Source organism: Bacillus sp. LR_5 (assembly GCF_042709275.1).
On record NZ_JAVAXX010000143.1, the window covers coordinates 1 to 16,198 of the forward strand.

A 16,198-nucleotide genomic window follows, 5' to 3' on the forward strand; every position below is an offset into this window, starting at 1 on the left:
TCAATATAATCATGAAATAGGGAATGAATGAAATGATGGATAAAACTAAAATACTTATTATTGAAGATGACGAAGCAATAGCTGATCTACTTTCATACGGGCTTGCGCAGGAAGGTTTTCAAACGTGTACTGAGGCTAACGGCGCTTTAGGGTTGAAACAGCTAGATCAATTCAAACCCGATCTTCTGCTGCTCGATTGGATGCTGCCAGATTGCAGCGGATTGGATATCTGTAAAATAGTGACCCATCGCTATAATATCCCTATCCTTATGATCACCGCAAAGTCAGACATCACCGATAAAGTACTTGGGTTGGAATTTGGGGCCGATGATTATATTACAAAGCCATTTGACTTACGCGAGGTTATTGCTAGAATTCGTACGATACTTAGGCGTCTTGAACAAGCTAACCACGTTCATGATCGAGGAACGTCTAATGAGGAACCTATTCAGTTTAAAAATATTGTGATCATCCCAGACGAAAGAATAGTAAAAAAAGACGGGATCATTGTTGATTTGACTCCTAAAGAATTCGATCTGCTTAAGACGTTGATTGACCATCGGGGGAAAATCTTTACACGTTCAGAGCTGTTGGAATTTATCTGGGGATATGATTTTGCCGGGGATACACGTACGGTAGATACTCATATTCAAAGACTCCGTAAAAAACTGAATGCAAGTGACTTGATTAAAACAGTATTTGGCATCGGATATAAATGTGAGAAGCAGGAGGAGTAGAGAGTGTTACGGACCATCAAGGGTAAATTCATTATTGGTTTTTTTCTGATTTTCTCTCTCTCTTTCCTTGTGCTCAATCAAACGGTCAAGAGCGTCATTAGGTCAAGTAATGAAAAAATTGTGACCTCAGATTTAATAGAGTTGAAAAAAAACAGTATCGTGTATATCAACCAAGCGTTTTTAATCAATCATTATAAAAACAATGAACTATACTTCGGCGATATGGCTGATGAAATAGTGGAAAGTTTAACTCATTCAACCGGAAGCAATGTAGGTGTTTATAGCGTGGATGGCAATTTGTTGTCTTCTTCTAATAAAACGGTGTTTTCGCAAGGTATTGATGAGGACCTAGAAAAAGCGATTAACGGAAAAAATGCTTATCACATCACCTATGATCGAAATAAAGCACAGGTATTTTTCTCTTATCCAGTTGTCATTGATGGTGCAAAAGTTGGCATATTACGCTTTTCTAAAGATTTTAATCTGCTTTACAAACAAAGTGGAGAGATTTTAAATATTATTTTTTATATCGCCCTTGCGATATTTGTGGCGGCGTTCCTTTTCTCTTATATACTTTCCAGACATATCACGATACCAATCGTCAAGCTGACAGAGGCTACCTCAGAAGTCAAAAAAGGAAAGCTGGATGTGGATATCCACTTTCCTAGAAAAGATGAAATTGGCCAGCTTACTATTAATTTCAATGATATGATTACCAGAATTCGAGATCAAATTTCAACCATCGAAAAAGATCGGGATCGGTTGAAGGAACTTAACGAGCAGGAAAAACGTTTTTTTGACAATATGACCCATGAGCTGAAAACACCTTTGACTTCTATTCAAGGCTATGCGGAAATCATAAAAGAAAAAGGGGAATCAGATCCGAAGTTTTTTAATAAAGGAATGAATCATATTGTTGAAGAAAGCCGGCGTCTGCACAATTTGGTCATAAAACTTCTTGAGGTATCTCGAGAAACATCTAAAGATCGTCATTTCAATAGGATCGATGCAGGAACAATTTTGAAAGATGTATGCGAATCTATGAAATTTCGTGCAGAACGATATAACAAAAAGATCATCTGTGAAATGGACGAAGGCCTCTATGTGTATGGCCAAACGAATAGACTGCGCCAACTTTTTATTAATCTTCTGGACAATGCAATCAAATACAGTTTATCAAATTCAAAAATCATGATTAAGGCTAAAGCTGTTGGAGATCAGGTTCTTTTTATATTCAAGAATCCAAGTGATCCATATGATGACACCCAATACACTAAAGTGTTTCAGCCTTTTTATTCGATTAACCAAAAGGTCACGGAAGAAGGAAGTTTAGGCTTGGGTTTAAGCATAGTGAAAACAATTGTTGAGGAACATCGGGGAACAATCCAGATGTTCTACAAAGAAAACCATACAATAATCACGATTGAACTAGCTTACATGAAGGTTGAGAAATGATCATGAAGAACAAACAGTTTATTATTTTATTAGGAATTCTACTGATTTTCGTGATTTTTGTATCCAGTTATAATATGGGAAAAAGATCGGAGACCATTATCATTCCAAACAAGGAAGAAAATCAGAGTGAGGATGATCAGAAGTCCGGCTCCTTTCAAGTGAAGAAGATATATCGCCTCCCCAAAGCTGACCAGTTGCTTGGATGGTCTTCATCGAACGCTATAGTTGGTTTTTTCAAAGGAAATGACTCAACTGAACGTGAAGCGCATCATCTTCAGCGTCTTCCCTTCCCCTTTGAAAAACCTGAAACCCTGAAGAGCATCGAAAGCAATACTGCTAACCTAAAGATGTCTCCCGACGGGAAAAGTATCGTCGGATTAACGATGTCATCGGATAAGACAACATTAAATCTGATGTCATTGACGAACAGAAACAAAAAGGAAATAGCCAGCTTTCCTAGCAAGGATGCCTATGTACAAGATGTTTCATGGTCAAATAATGGAAAATACATTTGTTATCTTGTCATTGATCCTGCGAAAAATGGCCAGACTGCGGTCAATGTATTTCATATAGATTCTGGAACTCTCAAAACGTATCCATTGAAGAATCTTGATGACAAAGAGTCGCCTACAGCAGCGGCAATTTCTGATAATGGACGCAGTTTGCTGTTTACGATGTTACACGGGCAACAATATCGCATTATGACGGGGACCATTAGCGGTGATGGCATCACCATTCAGAACAAGCGGCAGAATAGCTATGACGGGCCTGTTTGGTTAAACAATGACAAATTTGTATTTTTAGGTACCGGAGAAACCTTATACGAATACGATCTCAGAAACAATGAGCTTTCTGTCCTGCTCGAAAATGTAGCTGTTTTCAAGATCTCAAACGACCGAAAGAAAATCGCTTACTCTTTATCTGATAAGGACAATACGTATGCAGGAAAACTGCAAGGGAAAAATATCCTGTACGCAGAACCAATATACCATGGCCCCAATCCATCAGAAATATATTGGAGTCCTGATGGCAGCAACCTGCTCGTTTATAACCAGAATCAGTATGCCTCAATAGAAAATTCATCAGTGCGATTTTTTGACGCTCACTCTTATATCATTACATTTAAATAATCTATGGTTTAAAACCTTATTTCTGTTGAATACGGAAATAAGGTTTTTTTATTGTGTCAGCAAGAGAATGAAAAAGTCCCGCTGCAGTATTCCTGCTTTTTTTGACATTTTGTTTACAAGTTGATCAAACTTCTGCGATATCTTCTATTTATAGTAAAAGAGCATCATTACTATCAAACTTTGTTTCCAAAGTTTCATTCTTATCTATGTGACTAGTTTTGATATTTACAATTGAGGAGTTGGAAAAAGTGTCAAATTCACCAAGAAGGGACCGTAAATTAAATCAAATAGGCAAAATAGGTTTTGGGATATTGATTATTCTAGGTGTCACTTTATTATGCATTTCTTGGAAAGCACTTGCTGGTCCAAAGCAGGAACCAATAAAAGAAAGTGCCGCTACTTCTGAGCAAATGCACAAAGATAAGAACAAAAATACAGCACAGAAAAAGGAGGAACAAAAAACATCACCTGAAATCGGAAAGGTGGTCTATTTAACATTTGATGACGGACCAAACCCTGCTGCATCAGAGAAAATTATGGATTTGCTCCATAAATACAATGCTAAAGGAACGTTTTTCATGTTAAAACCTAATATCGAGCGAAATCCTGCTCTTGTGAGAAAAATGGTAGAAAGCGGTCACTCTGTTGGGTCTCACGGCGTGACGCATCAGGTTTCCGAAATCTATAAATCCCCTGAAAGCTTTGCGACAGAAATGAACGATACGCTGGACTATATCAAAGATACAACCAAAGTCAACACACATTTGATACGAGCACCTTACGGGTCAAAGCCTTACATTACCGGCCCATTTAGAGAAGTTGTTAAGCGTGATCATTTTAATCTATGGGATTGGACAGTTGATTCAGAAGACTGGAAATACACTCACGGCGAATTTGTAAAAAATACAATTCAACAAGTAAACAATCTTGTAGGGAAAGAGCCGCTTGTTGTATTAATGCATGAAAAACCGACTACTGCGGCATATCTAGAAGAATTATTAAAATATTTCCGCGAAAGCGGCTACGACATGAAAGCAATCCATGATTCAATAAAGCCGGTACAATTCAGATTCAATTGAAGTAAAAGTCTAAAGTATCTTATATGAACTAAAAAATATCACGGAGATAAAGGAATTATTTATGAGAGAACCGTTAACCTGTATACCACAATTTCATTCCAAAAATATCTGAGATACGAAGCATAAGATACAGTGCATAACAATTTGTATTAGAATCTACCAATTGTTTAGAAAGGATTATGATAGTGAAAATCGGGAGAAGGAAACTGAAAATGCATACTATTATATTGTTTATTCTAGCCCTCTTGTTAACCATTGGAGGCCTGACTTGCTACAGTATTTACCGCAACGTAGCAAAATCAGTCAATCATATGTATGAACCTCTAGATAAAGATTCCAAGCAACAAGATGCTGATATCGGGCATGACCCTATATCCATTCTTTTGCTGGGAATAGATGAGCGTCCCGGTGATAAGGGACGCCCTGATTCGATGATCGTTCTGACGGTAAATCCAGAGACGAAAACATCGACAATGGTAAGTATACCGCGTGATACCAGGGTATTTATGCGATCAAAGAATACCAATATTAAAATGAACTCAGCATATACTTACGAGGGAATTGAAGGTACCGTTCAAACCGTCGAACAATTTTTAAACATTCCAATCAATTACTATATCAAAGTAAATATGGAAGGTTTTAAAGATATTGTAGATGCCATTGGCGGAATAACAGTGCATAATGATTTCCCTTTCACCCTTGAAGGAGTGCATATACCAAAAGGGGAACAGCACCTTGATGGAAAGGTTGCTCTTACATATGCACGGATGAGAAAAGAAGATCCCCGCGGTGATTTTGGGCGCCAGCAGCGGCAGCGTGAAATTATTAATGAAATTATTCACGAAGGCGCACAATTAAAATCACTAAAAAACTATCAAGGAATTTTGACTGCCTTAGAAAAAAATATTCAAACAAACTTAACACTTGATAAAATGATCGATATTCAACGTTCTTATAAAGAAGCCGTTCAACATGTGAAACAGATCGAAATAAAAGGTGAGGATAAAAAAATAGATCACTTATGGTATCATGTTGTAACTGATGAAACGAGAAAGGACTTATCCAAAAAACTTCGCCAGCAATTAAATCTAGAATCTTAAAATAAATGTATTCATAACCGCTTATTCAGATATTGAGAAGAGTTCTTATCTCTTCTCTCTTTTTTAGATCAATGTTTTACGATTTCCCGGAATAAAAAATAGAGTATTCGCTTACTGGCTTAAAGCCTAATTTAGCTGCCAATGTAATGGACGCATTGTTGCAAACATCACAATCCCAGCTAGGAATAATCCCGTTCTTCAGACAAAATTCTATAAATTCGCTTGCTACGCAATAAGCTAAACCCATACCTCTATATTCTTCAAGTGTATAGATATCCATTTCCGCACGATTATGTCCTAAAAATATAGAGGTACACTCACTCACAACATGATTGCCATGTAATACGGCAAACCCAAAGCCTTTTGATGAAAAATGTGAGACAGAATCCCAATACTCCTCATAATAAGCTCTGTTAAATTCTGTGCTGTTTGAAATGACGTCTTCATCTATTCTTTTCAGTTCAAGCCCCTTTGGAACCATATCTGTTTTAGAAGGTTTTTGCTGATAAGAAAATGCCACTCTTTTCATTTGATTCAAATCGTCTTTCAGTATTGTGTTCATTACTCTATCCCATGTATCGTTAGAAGAAAACAAGGTAAATCGTTTTGTGGATCTCGCTTGCTCTTCATAATATCCTGCAATGAACTCATTAAAAGCTCGATTCCCTTGGTTTCCTGCAATAAAATAAATTCCTGATTCAGTCCCTATTAAAAACGATCTAGGGAATGTTTGGTCATCTACATAAACAACTCCCGGAATGGTTTGTTCTAATATTGAATAGACAAATGTTGGGCAAAATGTTTCATCAAACAATGTTTTTAAGCCGTTATATTTTTCTTTTGTTAATTCCTGCAAACTGACAACTCCTTTAAAAACAGCGTCTCCTTCATGATTCTGTTAACAAAATCAATTTTCCTCTGTCACAAGCTAAATAACTTCCCTTTTAAGCAGGCAGTTCACGGATCACAGATAAGTTAAACCAAAAACAGGTGTCTGCATTAGCCCGCAGACACCTGTTGAACAACACATTGAACTTATATAAACCAAAGAAAAAGCTGAGTATATCTATTAATTATTCCCCAGTTTCAGCAAACTGTTTTAAGCGGTCTCCAATTTCATCACGCACTCTTTGGAAAAATGCCCATTTTTCTTCGTCTGTTCCTTGTGCTTTTGCCGGATCATCAAATCCCCAGTGCTCGCGTTTTACATTCGGCGGTGTCATTGGGCACTTGTCAGCTGCATCACCACAGAGAGTAATAACTAAATCAGCATTGTTTAAAATGTTCGGATCAATTTTATCTGAAGTTTGATTGGAAATATCAATCCCCGCTTCTTTCATTGCTTTGACAGCATTAGGGTTTAATCCATGAGCCTCGATTCCTGCGCTGTACACGTTCCACTTATCACCAAGGTACTTTTTCCCCCACCCTTCAGCCATTTGACTGCGGCAAGAGTTTCCGGTGCATAAAAAGTAGATTGTTTTCTTTGACATGTTTATCTTCTCCTTTTAGAAACATGAATGGATGATCATCAGCCAAAGATACAGGCCGACAAGTGTAATAAATAATGTTGGGACTGTCAAAATGATTCCTGTTTTAAAATACGTGCCCCAGGAAATCTTCACACCTTTTTGTGAAAGGACATGAAGCCATAATAATGTCGCCAAGGAACCAATCGGCGTTATTTTAGGTCCTAAATCTGAACCAATGACATTTGCATATATGAGCGCTTCTCTCATCATCCCATGCGTATCTGTGCCGGCAATAGCCAGTGCATCAATCATGACAGTCGGCAAGTTATTCATAATGGAAGAAAGAATCGCCGCGATAAAGCCCATTCCAATTGTACCTGCGAACATCCCTTGATCAGCCACGGCTTGAATTACATCTGAAAGGACATCTGTCAATCCAGCATTACGGACACCGTACACAACAACGTACATGCCAATTGAAAAGAACACGATAGCCCACGGCGCTCCTTTCAGTACTTTCTTTGTTTGAACGGCTGGGCTCTTTTGCGCAGCAACTAAGAAAAAGATTGCAATGATACCTGCTACAACTGATACAGGAATAGAGAAAAATTCACTGGCAAAATATCCAACTATCAGCAGCCCCAAGATATACCATGATAGCTTGAACATGTTTTGATCTTTTATGGCTTCTTCAGGTTTTTTAACCTCAGTCAGATCATAACGTTTGGGTATGCTTTTTCTAAAGAAAAGGTAAAGTACAATGATACTCGCCAGTAGCGAAAACAAGTTGGGGACAATCATTCTGGATGCATAATCAATAAACGTAATATGAAAATAGTCTGCTGAAACGATGTTGACCAAATTGCTCACTACTAATGGAAGCGAAGTCGTATCTGCAATAAACCCGCTGGCTATGATAAAAGGAAAAACTAATTTTTCATTGAAATGTAATGCTCTGACCATCGCTAGTACAATTGGTGTCATTATAAGAGCCGCACCGTCATTTGCAAATAATGCGGCGACGATAGCTCCTAATATAGATACATATATGAACATCCGCACACCGTTTCCTTTTGCAGCCTTAGCCATATGAAGCGCTGCCCATTCAAAGAAACCGATATTATCAAGGATTAACGATATAATAATAATTGCCACAAATGCCAATGTCGCGTTCCACACAATCCCTGTCACAGTTAATACATCATGAAAATTGACAACTCCGGCTATTAGAGCTAAAACAGCTCCTCCACAGGCTGACCACCCAATAGACAAGTTTCTCGGTTGCCATATGACCAAAACCAAAGTTACTAAAAATATCAATAACGCCAAAATCACTGAAGTCAATCTAATGCCTCCTTACTGGCAACACGTTTGAGTTTCCTTTTGTTTGATCTGCTTTAACAATTTGTCCTCCTGATCGATTTGAAGTAAAACAAATTGCAATGTATCAAACTCAGGACATGAACTATTTATTGAATAATAGCGCCATTGCCCTCTTCTGTCCTCATTTACAAATCCTGCATTTTTTAATTTTCGCAAATGCTGGCTTATGGCAGGCTGACTCATTTCAAACATATCAACCAATTGACAGACACAATATTCTTTTTCAAGAAATAATTTCATCATCATAAGCCTTGTTTGATCACTAAGTGTTTTTAAACAGCGGGTCATCGTGGCAACTCCTATTTTTGTATCAACAGCCAAATGAACTCCTCCTTCCAAAACAATATAATTAAATCATTATAAAGAGCCAATTCATTATTTATATCACTCCGACATTATATAAGTTATTGTTTATATAAACAATAACTTATATTTGAAACATTAAATAAAATTGATTTGCTTAATGTCACATCTCATGATGAGAATCCTCACTTTGCATACCTTTCGTCATTATAAAAGCTGCATATAGCCTCTTTCATTCATTTCCCTTATGTATAAACTAAGGCAGTTTGCAAAACAAGAAAAAATCCTGTCTGATGAGAACAGGATTTCCGATAATTTTTCACACATTACATCATGATTTTAAATCAACACTCTCCAGTTGCTTTAAATACCTTTGCAGGCGAACCTTAGGGTTTAATTCTATATTTGTTATATGCTTTACATAGCGATTCGCACTTTCGGCGATTTCTTGGTCACTGATTCGATTAGCGCGATATTCAGCAAAGGAAGGCAGATAAGTCATGCCTACTAAATTGGCAGATGCTTGGAACGGCTTTGTCAGTTCGCTTATTGAAAATAAGTTATATCCTCCGGCTTGATAAGAATGTTCAGGTGAACCAATAGACATGGCAGTCACCCACTCTTTTCCATTCAATTTCGTTCCGCCAGGGCCATGAGCCCAGCCAAAAGTAAACACTTCATCAAACCACTGTTTTAACAGCGGGGGACTGCTGTACCAATATAACGGAAACTGAAAAACAATACGGTCATGGGCAAGAAGCTGCTGTTGTTCAAATTCCACATCAATCGGTTGATTGCGATATTTTTCATAGAGATCATGAACAGTTACATCCGGTTCACTTAAAACCGCTTCTTTCCACTTTTTATTTATACGAGAGGATTCGATGTTCGGATGTACAACGAGTACTAATGTTTTCATATCATCCATTCCTTTCTTTCCTTTGATGTGAATCATTATATGATGTATATTAAGATATAAAAAGTACGCACATTGATTGTATATAGTATCAAAAAGTATACTATTAGGAGTGAACAGCTTGAGAAATAGAAAACTTGGTATTGATTATTCTTCGGATGACTTTGAAGGATGCCCCGTGGAGACAACATTAGATATCATCGGGGGTAAGTGGAAAGGCATTCTCCTTTATCATCTCATTGACGGTAAAAAGAGGTTTAATGAATTCCGAAGATTATATCCTAAAATTACCCAACGCATGCTTACTCTACAATTAAGGGAATTGGAACGGGATGGCGTGATTCACCGCGAGGTTTATAAACAGGTCCCTCCAAAAGTGGAATACTCTTTAACCGAGTTTGGAAGAACGTTAGAACCTGTTATCCTGCACATGAAAGACTGGGGAGAAAAGTACAGAGACAGAATCAATAAAATTGAAACAACACGTAAAGCTGAAGAAGAAATCTAAATTCAGCAAAATGCAAAAAATACCAAGGGCGTTAAAACCCTTGGTATTTCTATGATTGAGACCCTCACCGATTATTCATCCGCAAGACCTCAATAAAGCGTTTTTGATTATATCATTGGCGGCATGTCTAAACGTATGGTGGCAAAGAGGGCTACCGTTAAAAAGGTCATTCTTTTTTCTAATGATTATTAAGCTTTCTAAAATTGCTGCCCTTCACTTCAGCTACGTCATATACGGTAACAAAGGCAGTTTTATCAATATCATTAATAATTTCCTTTAGTTTGGTTTCTTCTAAGCGGTTGATGACACATGTGATTTCTTTAAATTTCTCGTGGGAAAAACCCCCGTAAGCTTCTTTATATGTGGCGCTTCGGCCTAATTGATCACGTATGGTCTCTACCATCAATTCAGGTTGGGTTGTAATAATTTGAAACATTTTAGAACCGCTTAAGCCTTCCTCAACGACATGTATGACTTTCGATGCAATGTAGTAAGCAATGACTGAAAGCAATGCCCCTTTCAAGCCAAATACAGTGGAAACAAAAATAAACACAAAAAGGTTTAAGAATAAAATGAGATCGCTCGTTCCAAATGGCAGTTTTCGGGATAGCAGCACAGCAAGCATATCAATCCCATCTAATGCGCCGCCATTACGCAGCGCCAACCCCATTCCGAATCCAAGGATAATCCCGCCAACAACGGTGATTAACAAAGTATCTCCCTCTATAATAGCGGGTGTGTGGTGGAAAAAGCTTGTCCCCGCGGCGAGTGATATGATTCCGATAATTGATAATAACGCAAAGCTTTTCCCAATTTGCTTATATCCTAACCAAACAAACGGAATGTTAATGACAGCAATAAGAATCCCCAGCGGCAAATTGAATAGCTGTGAACCAACAATGCTGAGGCCTGTCACCCCTCCATCAGAGACACTGTTCGGAATCAAAACTGTTTCTAATCCATATGCCGCTATGATTCCTCCAATAATGACCATGATGACTTGCAGTATCTTTTTCACTTTAAATTTCTTATGTTTTTCGATTCTATTCATACCATTCCTCATTTCTCAAATATTTCGTTATATTTAAATATACCATAAGAGATATTTTCAGCTAAAAACATGCGTTTTTTTAAATAAATTAATTAACAGTAAGGTAACCCCTCTTTGACTTAGAACATTCATGTGCAGTGCCGCCTGTTGAGCAAGCGGCCCTTTCAGTTCAGATCGTGAATCGCCCTCAAACTTCAACACCGAAAATCCTAATTTATTCTGATATGATACTTAAAAAAGGAGGTTTGATTACAATGAATAGCCTGTGCCGCAGTAAACAAGCCCCATTTGAATACACCTTATCTCTTATAGGGGGCAAATGGAAAATGAGAATTCTCTATGAGTTAGGGTGTGAAAAAACGATGAGATACGGCGAGCTGAAAAGGGCTATGCCTTTCATCACACATAAAATGTTAAGCGCACAACTTAAGGAATTGCAAACTGACGGCCTTATTCATCGGTCTGAGGTTTCTCAAATCCCACTGAAAGTAGAGTATTCGTTATCTGACAGAGGGCTGTCTTTGTATCCCCTCATAGATGAAATGTGTAAGTGGGGAATAGCACAAGGAATGCCTCATATGTAAAAGCTACTTACAAAAAAGTGCGTACTTGTTTCCCAATGAGGGGAATTTTATACTGAATGAAAATACTTCGTTAGGAGGAAAAAATGACAAAACAAGTCTATATCATTCATGGCTACAGAGCCTCTTCAACAAATCATTGGTTCCCTTGGCTGAAAAAACGTCTGCTCGCAGATGGGGTCCAAGCAGACATTTTAAACATGCCTAATCCGCTCCAGCCAAGACTTGAGGATTGGCTGGATACACTCTCTTTTTATCAACACACTTTACATGAAAATACGTATTTGGTTGCGCACAGCTTAGGGTGCCCCGCCATTTTGAGATTTTTGGAACATATTCAATTACGAAAACAACTTGGCGGAATCATACTTGTTTCCGGCTTTGCCAAATCATTGCCCACTTTAAAGATGTTAGATGAATTTACACAGGGATCGTTTGATCATCAAAAAATCATCGAGTCCGCGAAGCACCGTGCTGTCATTGCTTCTAAGGACGACCAAATTGTTCCATTTTCATGGAGCAAGGATCTGGCACAACAAATTGACGCTGCGTTGTACGAAGTCCAGCACGGGGGCCATTTTCTAGAAAATGAAGGGTTTACTTCTTTGCCTATTGTTTATGATGTTTTAACCTCTTATTTTTCAAAAGAAACTCGCTAAAATCTTTCACCCATCTGCTTCACTCGAGCCCGCGAAAAACGGGCTTTCTGAGTTATTGTTTCATCAATACAGATAACTCACCTTCAAATACTTTTTCTTCTTTTTGATTATAAGTAGATAACAATACAGTGAGTATTCCCAATTCATTTCTCTTTGGCTGCTTATCAAGAACCTCAACAATTGTGTGCAGTTCATCATCAGGATATACGGGTTTTATAAATTTAATGTTATTCATTTCTGTCCCGGCAATCACATCGTCTCCATAGAGACCTTCTTCAATCCAAAGTTTAAAAGAAATGCCCAGCGTCTGTATTCCGGAAGCGATAATTCCATTAAATCTGCCTTTTTTCGCTTTTTCTTCATCTAAATGCATATACTGAGGATCAAATTCACCCGCAAACCGCATAATATCATCTTTTGTTACTTTTAGTGATTTCGTTTTGAATACCTGACCAATTGTAAACTCATCTAATTTCATCCTTACACCTCTATTTTGTCAATTATGTACTTGTTTATTTTAGCACTGCCAAAACAGTTAATAAAAAAATCGCTCCGGAATTTTTTCATCTCCCTATCCTCCAAAGCGTTTCATGAAGACGTAAGGTTATAAGAAGTATTTATTCACAATAAAAAAGAGAAAGAAAAAGATGGATCAATTGCATGAGACAATATTTCACAACCAGAGAAACCGCTATCCTTTCGAATATCAGAGTATTTTATTTTATAATCTAACCTGAAAGCACCCTCATATCTTCCAGGCAGCTTTCAGTTTTTTTATGCCTTCCTGTATGTTGAATTCAGAAACCCCTGCAAATCCAAGTGAGACCGTTTTTGTAGGAGGATGGTCTTTATAGGAAAGAGATACAGGATAAATTTTTACTCCATGTTCCTTTGCCTTCTCAATTAACTCTTTTTCACTAAATGGCAAATAAACGTCAAGTAAAATGCGAAGTCCAGAGTTTTCTCCGCGAATTCTGACATGCTCCCCTAATTCTCTTTGCACAGTTTCAAGTAAAATGGCTCTTTTTTTACGGTAAAGCTTTCTCATTCTGTTGATGTGTTTTTGCCACTCTCCATTTTTTATAAAGTCAGCTAGCGTGAGCTGACTGTGGCAGGATACCGTTTGCTTATATAATGACGTGATTTCATGGCCTTTTTTTAAAAGAGGCGAAGGAAGAATCATATAGCTGATGCGCAGCGAGGGAAGAAGAGACTTGGAAAAAGTGCCCATATAAATGACACGGTTATGCTGATCTAGCCCTTGTAAGGAAGGAACCGGCTGTCCTGTGTATCTAAATTCCCCATCATAATCATCCTCTATGATAAAAGATTGATTTTCAGCCGCCCATTTGAGCAGTTCAATTCTTCTGTTAATCGTCATAATGGTTCCCAGCGTAAATTGGTGAGAAGGCGTGACATATACAAGGTTTGGCTGCTGCTCTTTGATCTTCTGTATACAGATTCCTTCATTATCAACTGGTATAGGAAGAATACTCATACGATTGGCTTCAAAAATCTTGCGTGCTCTTGGATAACCTGGATCCTCATATCCTATGAAAATATTCGGCTCAAAAACCTGGCACAAGATTTGCAGAAGAATAGGGTTCCCGGCACCTATGATGACTTGTTCAGGGGCACAATGAACACCGCGTGATTGATACAGGTACTCTGCAATGAGTGTTCTTAGCTCAAACTCTCCTAAAACATGTCCCGGCCGATAAAGCTCGTGGCCATATTGGTCTAAACTATTGACCATGCTTCTTCGCCATGCAGAAAAAGGGAAGTAAGAAGAATCTACATTTCCATAGTGAAAATCAATCCATTGTTTATGTTCTTGGGCTTTTTCTTCACTTGGTGATGCGCTTGGCATTTTACGATAGGCAAAGTCAGAATCATGATAATCAGCAAACCATCCGCTTCTTGGCTTGCTTATGATATAGCCCTCAGCAGCAAGCTGTTCATAGGCACGTTCTACAGTCGTTTGACTGATGGAAAGCTGACTCGCCAGGAGTCTTTTGGAAGGGAGCTTCATTCCTTTTTGAATACGCCCCTGATGCATGTTTTCTTTGAAATAGCGATAAAGCTGCTGATAAAGCGGAATATCCAGATTTCTATTCAAAAAAGGCGTGATATCCATTTACACATTGTTCTCCTAACTGGTATGCATTTTTTTATGAAAACTGGCTGTTTATAAAAGGTCAATTCCAGTTTATAGTCATTGTAATTCTTAGATACCTTGTTTGTTAAGAAAATTCAGATCAATAGTGAATGAAAAGAAACATATTTGGAGTGATTGTCATGAACAAAACAACAAATGGCTGGATAAATGGTTTTATAGGCGTACTCATTTTCAGCGGCTCGCTGCCTGCAACCCGCTTGGCGGTGACGGACTTCAACCCATTGTTCCTCACCGTATGCCGCGCTGCGATAGCTGGTGTATTGGCTGGATGTCTCCTACTCATCTTCCGGCAGCAGCATCCTGCCAAAAGAGACATCATTTCACTATTGGTGGTAGCATTCGGCGTGGTAATCGGTTTCCCGTTGCTGACAGCCTTAGCGCTTCAGTATGTCACATCCGCACATGCCATTGTCTTCGTTGGGCTTCTTCCGCTCGCGACGGCGATTTTCGGTGTACTGCGCGGAGGCGAACGCCCCCGCCCAGTCTTCTGGATTTTCTCAGCTGCTGGCAGCTTACTAGTCGCAGGGTTCGCTCTGATCCAAGGGGGAGGATCATCCCCGCTCGGCGACGCGTACATGCTGGCTTCTATCGTCGTATGCGGTCTTGGTTATGCAGAAGGGGCTAGGCTTTCACGGCGTCTGGGGAATTGGCAGGTGATCTCTTGGGCACTCGTTCTGTCGCTTCCTCTTATGCTGCCTTTGTCGTTCTTTTTTACACCGGACTCATGGTCAGGCATCGGCGTTCCTGCGCTGCTCAGTCTTGGCTATGTGTCCTTATTCAGCATGCTGATCGGCTTCGTGTTCTGGTATCGAGGTCTCGCCCAAGGCGGAATTGCGGCGGTTGGTCAGCTGCAGCTTCTCCAGCCTTTCTTTGGACTGCTGCTTGCCTCAGTGATTCTGCACGAGAAAGTGGGCTGGGCGCTCGTGGCAGTGAATATCGCCGTTATCATGTGCGTGGCTGCTGCTCGGCGATTTGCAAAGTAAGGCAGGCCATTTTAAAAAAGGCCGATGAGTAAAAATAAATGAAGGTATGAAAAATACCAAGGGCCGCAGCCCTTGGTATTTTTCATGCGGCCGAGAAGACTTGAACCTCATGGGTTAATTGTCCACTAGCCCTCAATACAGTACAAGGTCTCTCTACTTGTTAATCACAATCGATAATTTATAATTGACATGCTTGTTTAATTCTACTAAAAATTGATCTAACATTTCATTAGACGGAAATCTGCATTCAAGCAGATAACAGCCATCGCCGCTAATTTTATAATTATTGATTACAAATTTCTCTTGTGTTTTGATAAATGACAGATATGGATGATGATGGGTGCTTTTTGTATAGATATTAAGCAAAGCATGTATATAACACCCTAATTTCACTTGGTTCACTTTAATTGTATATCCCTCAATCACACCGTTGTCTTCTAATTTTGCAACCCTCGAGGCTGCTGCTTGCCCTGTTAAATGAACTTTTTCTCCTAATTCTTTCATCGTAATACGGCTATTTTTAGATAACTCTTCTAATATTTGCATGTCTGTGTGATCCAACATGAGATCAAATCCCTTCCATATTCGTTAAGAATAAAATCCTCCTGTTCATCCTCTCTCTAAAAAGGTGCAGTCCTGCACATTACTTTAAAAATTCGTTT

18 protein-coding genes are annotated in these 16,198 nt (G+C 38.7%); 9 read left to right on the forward strand and 9 right to left on the reverse strand.

Annotated features, from left to right (window positions below):
• Nucleotides 1-35: 35 nt before the first annotated feature.
• The 5 genes from RAC86_RS23060 to RAC86_RS23080 all read left to right on the forward strand — a co-directional run bounded on the left by RAC86_RS23060 (nucleotide 36) and on the right by RAC86_RS23080 (nucleotide 5,501).
• Nucleotides 36-737: a response regulator transcription factor gene (locus RAC86_RS23060; protein ID WP_041521135.1), complete on the forward strand. Its 702-nt coding sequence runs from the start codon at nucleotides 36-38 to the stop codon at nucleotides 735-737.
• A gap of 3 nt (nucleotides 738-740) precedes the next feature.
• The gene (locus RAC86_RS23065; RefSeq protein WP_072565798.1) at nucleotides 741-2,192 is read left to right on the forward strand and encodes a sensor histidine kinase; all 1,452 of its coding nucleotides are present in this window, start codon (nucleotides 741-743) and stop codon (nucleotides 2,190-2,192) included.
• Nucleotides 2,189-3,322: a WD40 repeat domain-containing protein gene (locus RAC86_RS23070; protein WP_072565797.1), complete on the forward strand. Its 1,134-nt coding sequence runs from the start codon at nucleotides 2,189-2,191 to the stop codon at nucleotides 3,320-3,322. The genes RAC86_RS23065 and RAC86_RS23070 overlap by 4 nt, the downstream gene beginning before the upstream one ends.
• Nucleotides 3,323-3,570: 248 nt before the next feature.
• Nucleotides 3,571-4,401, forward strand: a complete 831-nt coding sequence (locus RAC86_RS23075; RefSeq protein WP_061186274.1) for a polysaccharide deacetylase family protein — start codon at nucleotides 3,571-3,573, stop codon at nucleotides 4,399-4,401.
• Nucleotides 4,402-4,613: 212 nt separating this feature from the next.
• Nucleotides 4,614-5,501: an LCP family glycopolymer transferase gene (locus RAC86_RS23080; protein WP_080490479.1), complete on the forward strand. Its 888-nt coding sequence runs from the start codon at nucleotides 4,614-4,616 to the stop codon at nucleotides 5,499-5,501.
• Between the two features lie 76 nt (nucleotides 5,502-5,577).
• On the opposite strand, the gene RAC86_RS23085 is transcribed toward RAC86_RS23080, so the two are convergent.
• From RAC86_RS23085 to RAC86_RS23105, 5 genes are all read right to left on the reverse strand, one after another.
• Entirely contained in the window at nucleotides 5,578-6,357 is a 780-nt protein-coding gene (locus tag RAC86_RS23085) for a GNAT family N-acetyltransferase (protein ID WP_014112793.1), read from the reverse strand.
• Nucleotides 6,358-6,574: 217 nt separating this feature from the next.
• Entirely contained in the window at nucleotides 6,575-6,994 is a 420-nt protein-coding gene (gene arsC, locus RAC86_RS23090; protein WP_014112792.1) for an arsenate reductase (thioredoxin), read from the reverse strand.
• A gap of 15 nt (nucleotides 6,995-7,009) precedes the next feature.
• Nucleotides 7,010-8,317 (reverse strand): arsenical efflux pump membrane protein ArsB, encoded by a 1,308-nt coding sequence (locus tag RAC86_RS23095; RefSeq protein WP_014112791.1) that lies wholly within the window; start codon nucleotides 8,315-8,317, stop codon nucleotides 7,010-7,012.
• A 12-nt stretch (nucleotides 8,318-8,329) separates the two neighbouring features.
• Nucleotides 8,330-8,644, reverse strand: coding sequence for a metal-responsive transcriptional regulator AseR (locus RAC86_RS23100; RefSeq protein WP_061186304.1), 315 nt, complete (start codon nucleotides 8,642-8,644; stop codon nucleotides 8,330-8,332).
• Nucleotides 8,645-8,990: 346 nt separating this feature from the next.
• Nucleotides 8,991-9,587, reverse strand: coding sequence for an NAD(P)H-dependent oxidoreductase (locus tag RAC86_RS23105; protein WP_072565795.1), 597 nt, complete (start codon nucleotides 9,585-9,587; stop codon nucleotides 8,991-8,993).
• 109 nt (nucleotides 9,588-9,696) lie between these two features.
• On the opposite strand from RAC86_RS23105, the gene RAC86_RS23110 reads away from it, so the two are divergent.
• A complete protein-coding gene (locus RAC86_RS23110) occupies nucleotides 9,697-10,083 on the forward strand; it encodes a winged helix-turn-helix transcriptional regulator (RefSeq protein WP_041520865.1) in 387 nt (128 codons plus the stop codon).
• Between the two features lie 178 nt (nucleotides 10,084-10,261).
• On the opposite strand, the gene RAC86_RS23115 is transcribed toward RAC86_RS23110, so the two are convergent.
• The gene (locus tag RAC86_RS23115) at nucleotides 10,262-11,134 is read right to left on the reverse strand and encodes a YitT family protein (protein ID WP_014112786.1); all 873 of its coding nucleotides are present in this window, start codon (nucleotides 11,132-11,134) and stop codon (nucleotides 10,262-10,264) included.
• A 254-nt stretch (nucleotides 11,135-11,388) separates the two neighbouring features.
• Between RAC86_RS23115 and RAC86_RS23120 the strand changes: the two genes are divergently transcribed.
• Nucleotides 11,389-11,718, forward strand: coding sequence for a winged helix-turn-helix transcriptional regulator (locus RAC86_RS23120; protein ID WP_072183267.1), 330 nt, complete (start codon nucleotides 11,389-11,391; stop codon nucleotides 11,716-11,718).
• Nucleotides 11,719-11,801: 83 nt separating this feature from the next.
• A complete protein-coding gene (locus RAC86_RS23125; protein WP_072183268.1) occupies nucleotides 11,802-12,374 on the forward strand; it encodes an alpha/beta hydrolase in 573 nt (190 codons plus the stop codon).
• Between the two features lie 52 nt (nucleotides 12,375-12,426).
• On the opposite strand, the gene RAC86_RS23130 is transcribed toward RAC86_RS23125, so the two are convergent.
• Together RAC86_RS23130 and pdxR are read right to left on the reverse strand one after the other, a co-directional pair.
• Nucleotides 12,427-12,852, reverse strand: coding sequence for a MaoC family dehydratase (locus tag RAC86_RS23130; protein ID WP_072183269.1), 426 nt, complete (start codon nucleotides 12,850-12,852; stop codon nucleotides 12,427-12,429).
• Between the two features lie 267 nt (nucleotides 12,853-13,119).
• Nucleotides 13,120-14,511, reverse strand: coding sequence for a MocR-like pyridoxine biosynthesis transcription factor PdxR (gene pdxR / locus RAC86_RS23135; protein ID WP_072183270.1), 1,392 nt, complete (start codon nucleotides 14,509-14,511; stop codon nucleotides 13,120-13,122).
• Nucleotides 14,512-14,672: 161 nt separating this feature from the next.
• Here pdxR and RAC86_RS23140 point away from each other — a divergent pair, with 161 nt between their 5' ends.
• Complete coding sequence (locus RAC86_RS23140; protein WP_072565794.1) at nucleotides 14,673-15,536, forward strand: DMT family transporter; 864 nt, start codon at nucleotides 14,673-14,675, stop codon at nucleotides 15,534-15,536.
• A 153-nt stretch (nucleotides 15,537-15,689) separates the two neighbouring features.
• Here RAC86_RS23140 and RAC86_RS23145 read toward each other — a convergent pair whose 3' ends face one another.
• Nucleotides 15,690-16,100, reverse strand: coding sequence for an Lrp/AsnC family transcriptional regulator (locus tag RAC86_RS23145; protein ID WP_072565793.1), 411 nt, complete (start codon nucleotides 16,098-16,100; stop codon nucleotides 15,690-15,692).
• Between the last annotated feature and the right edge of the window lie 98 nt (nucleotides 16,101-16,198).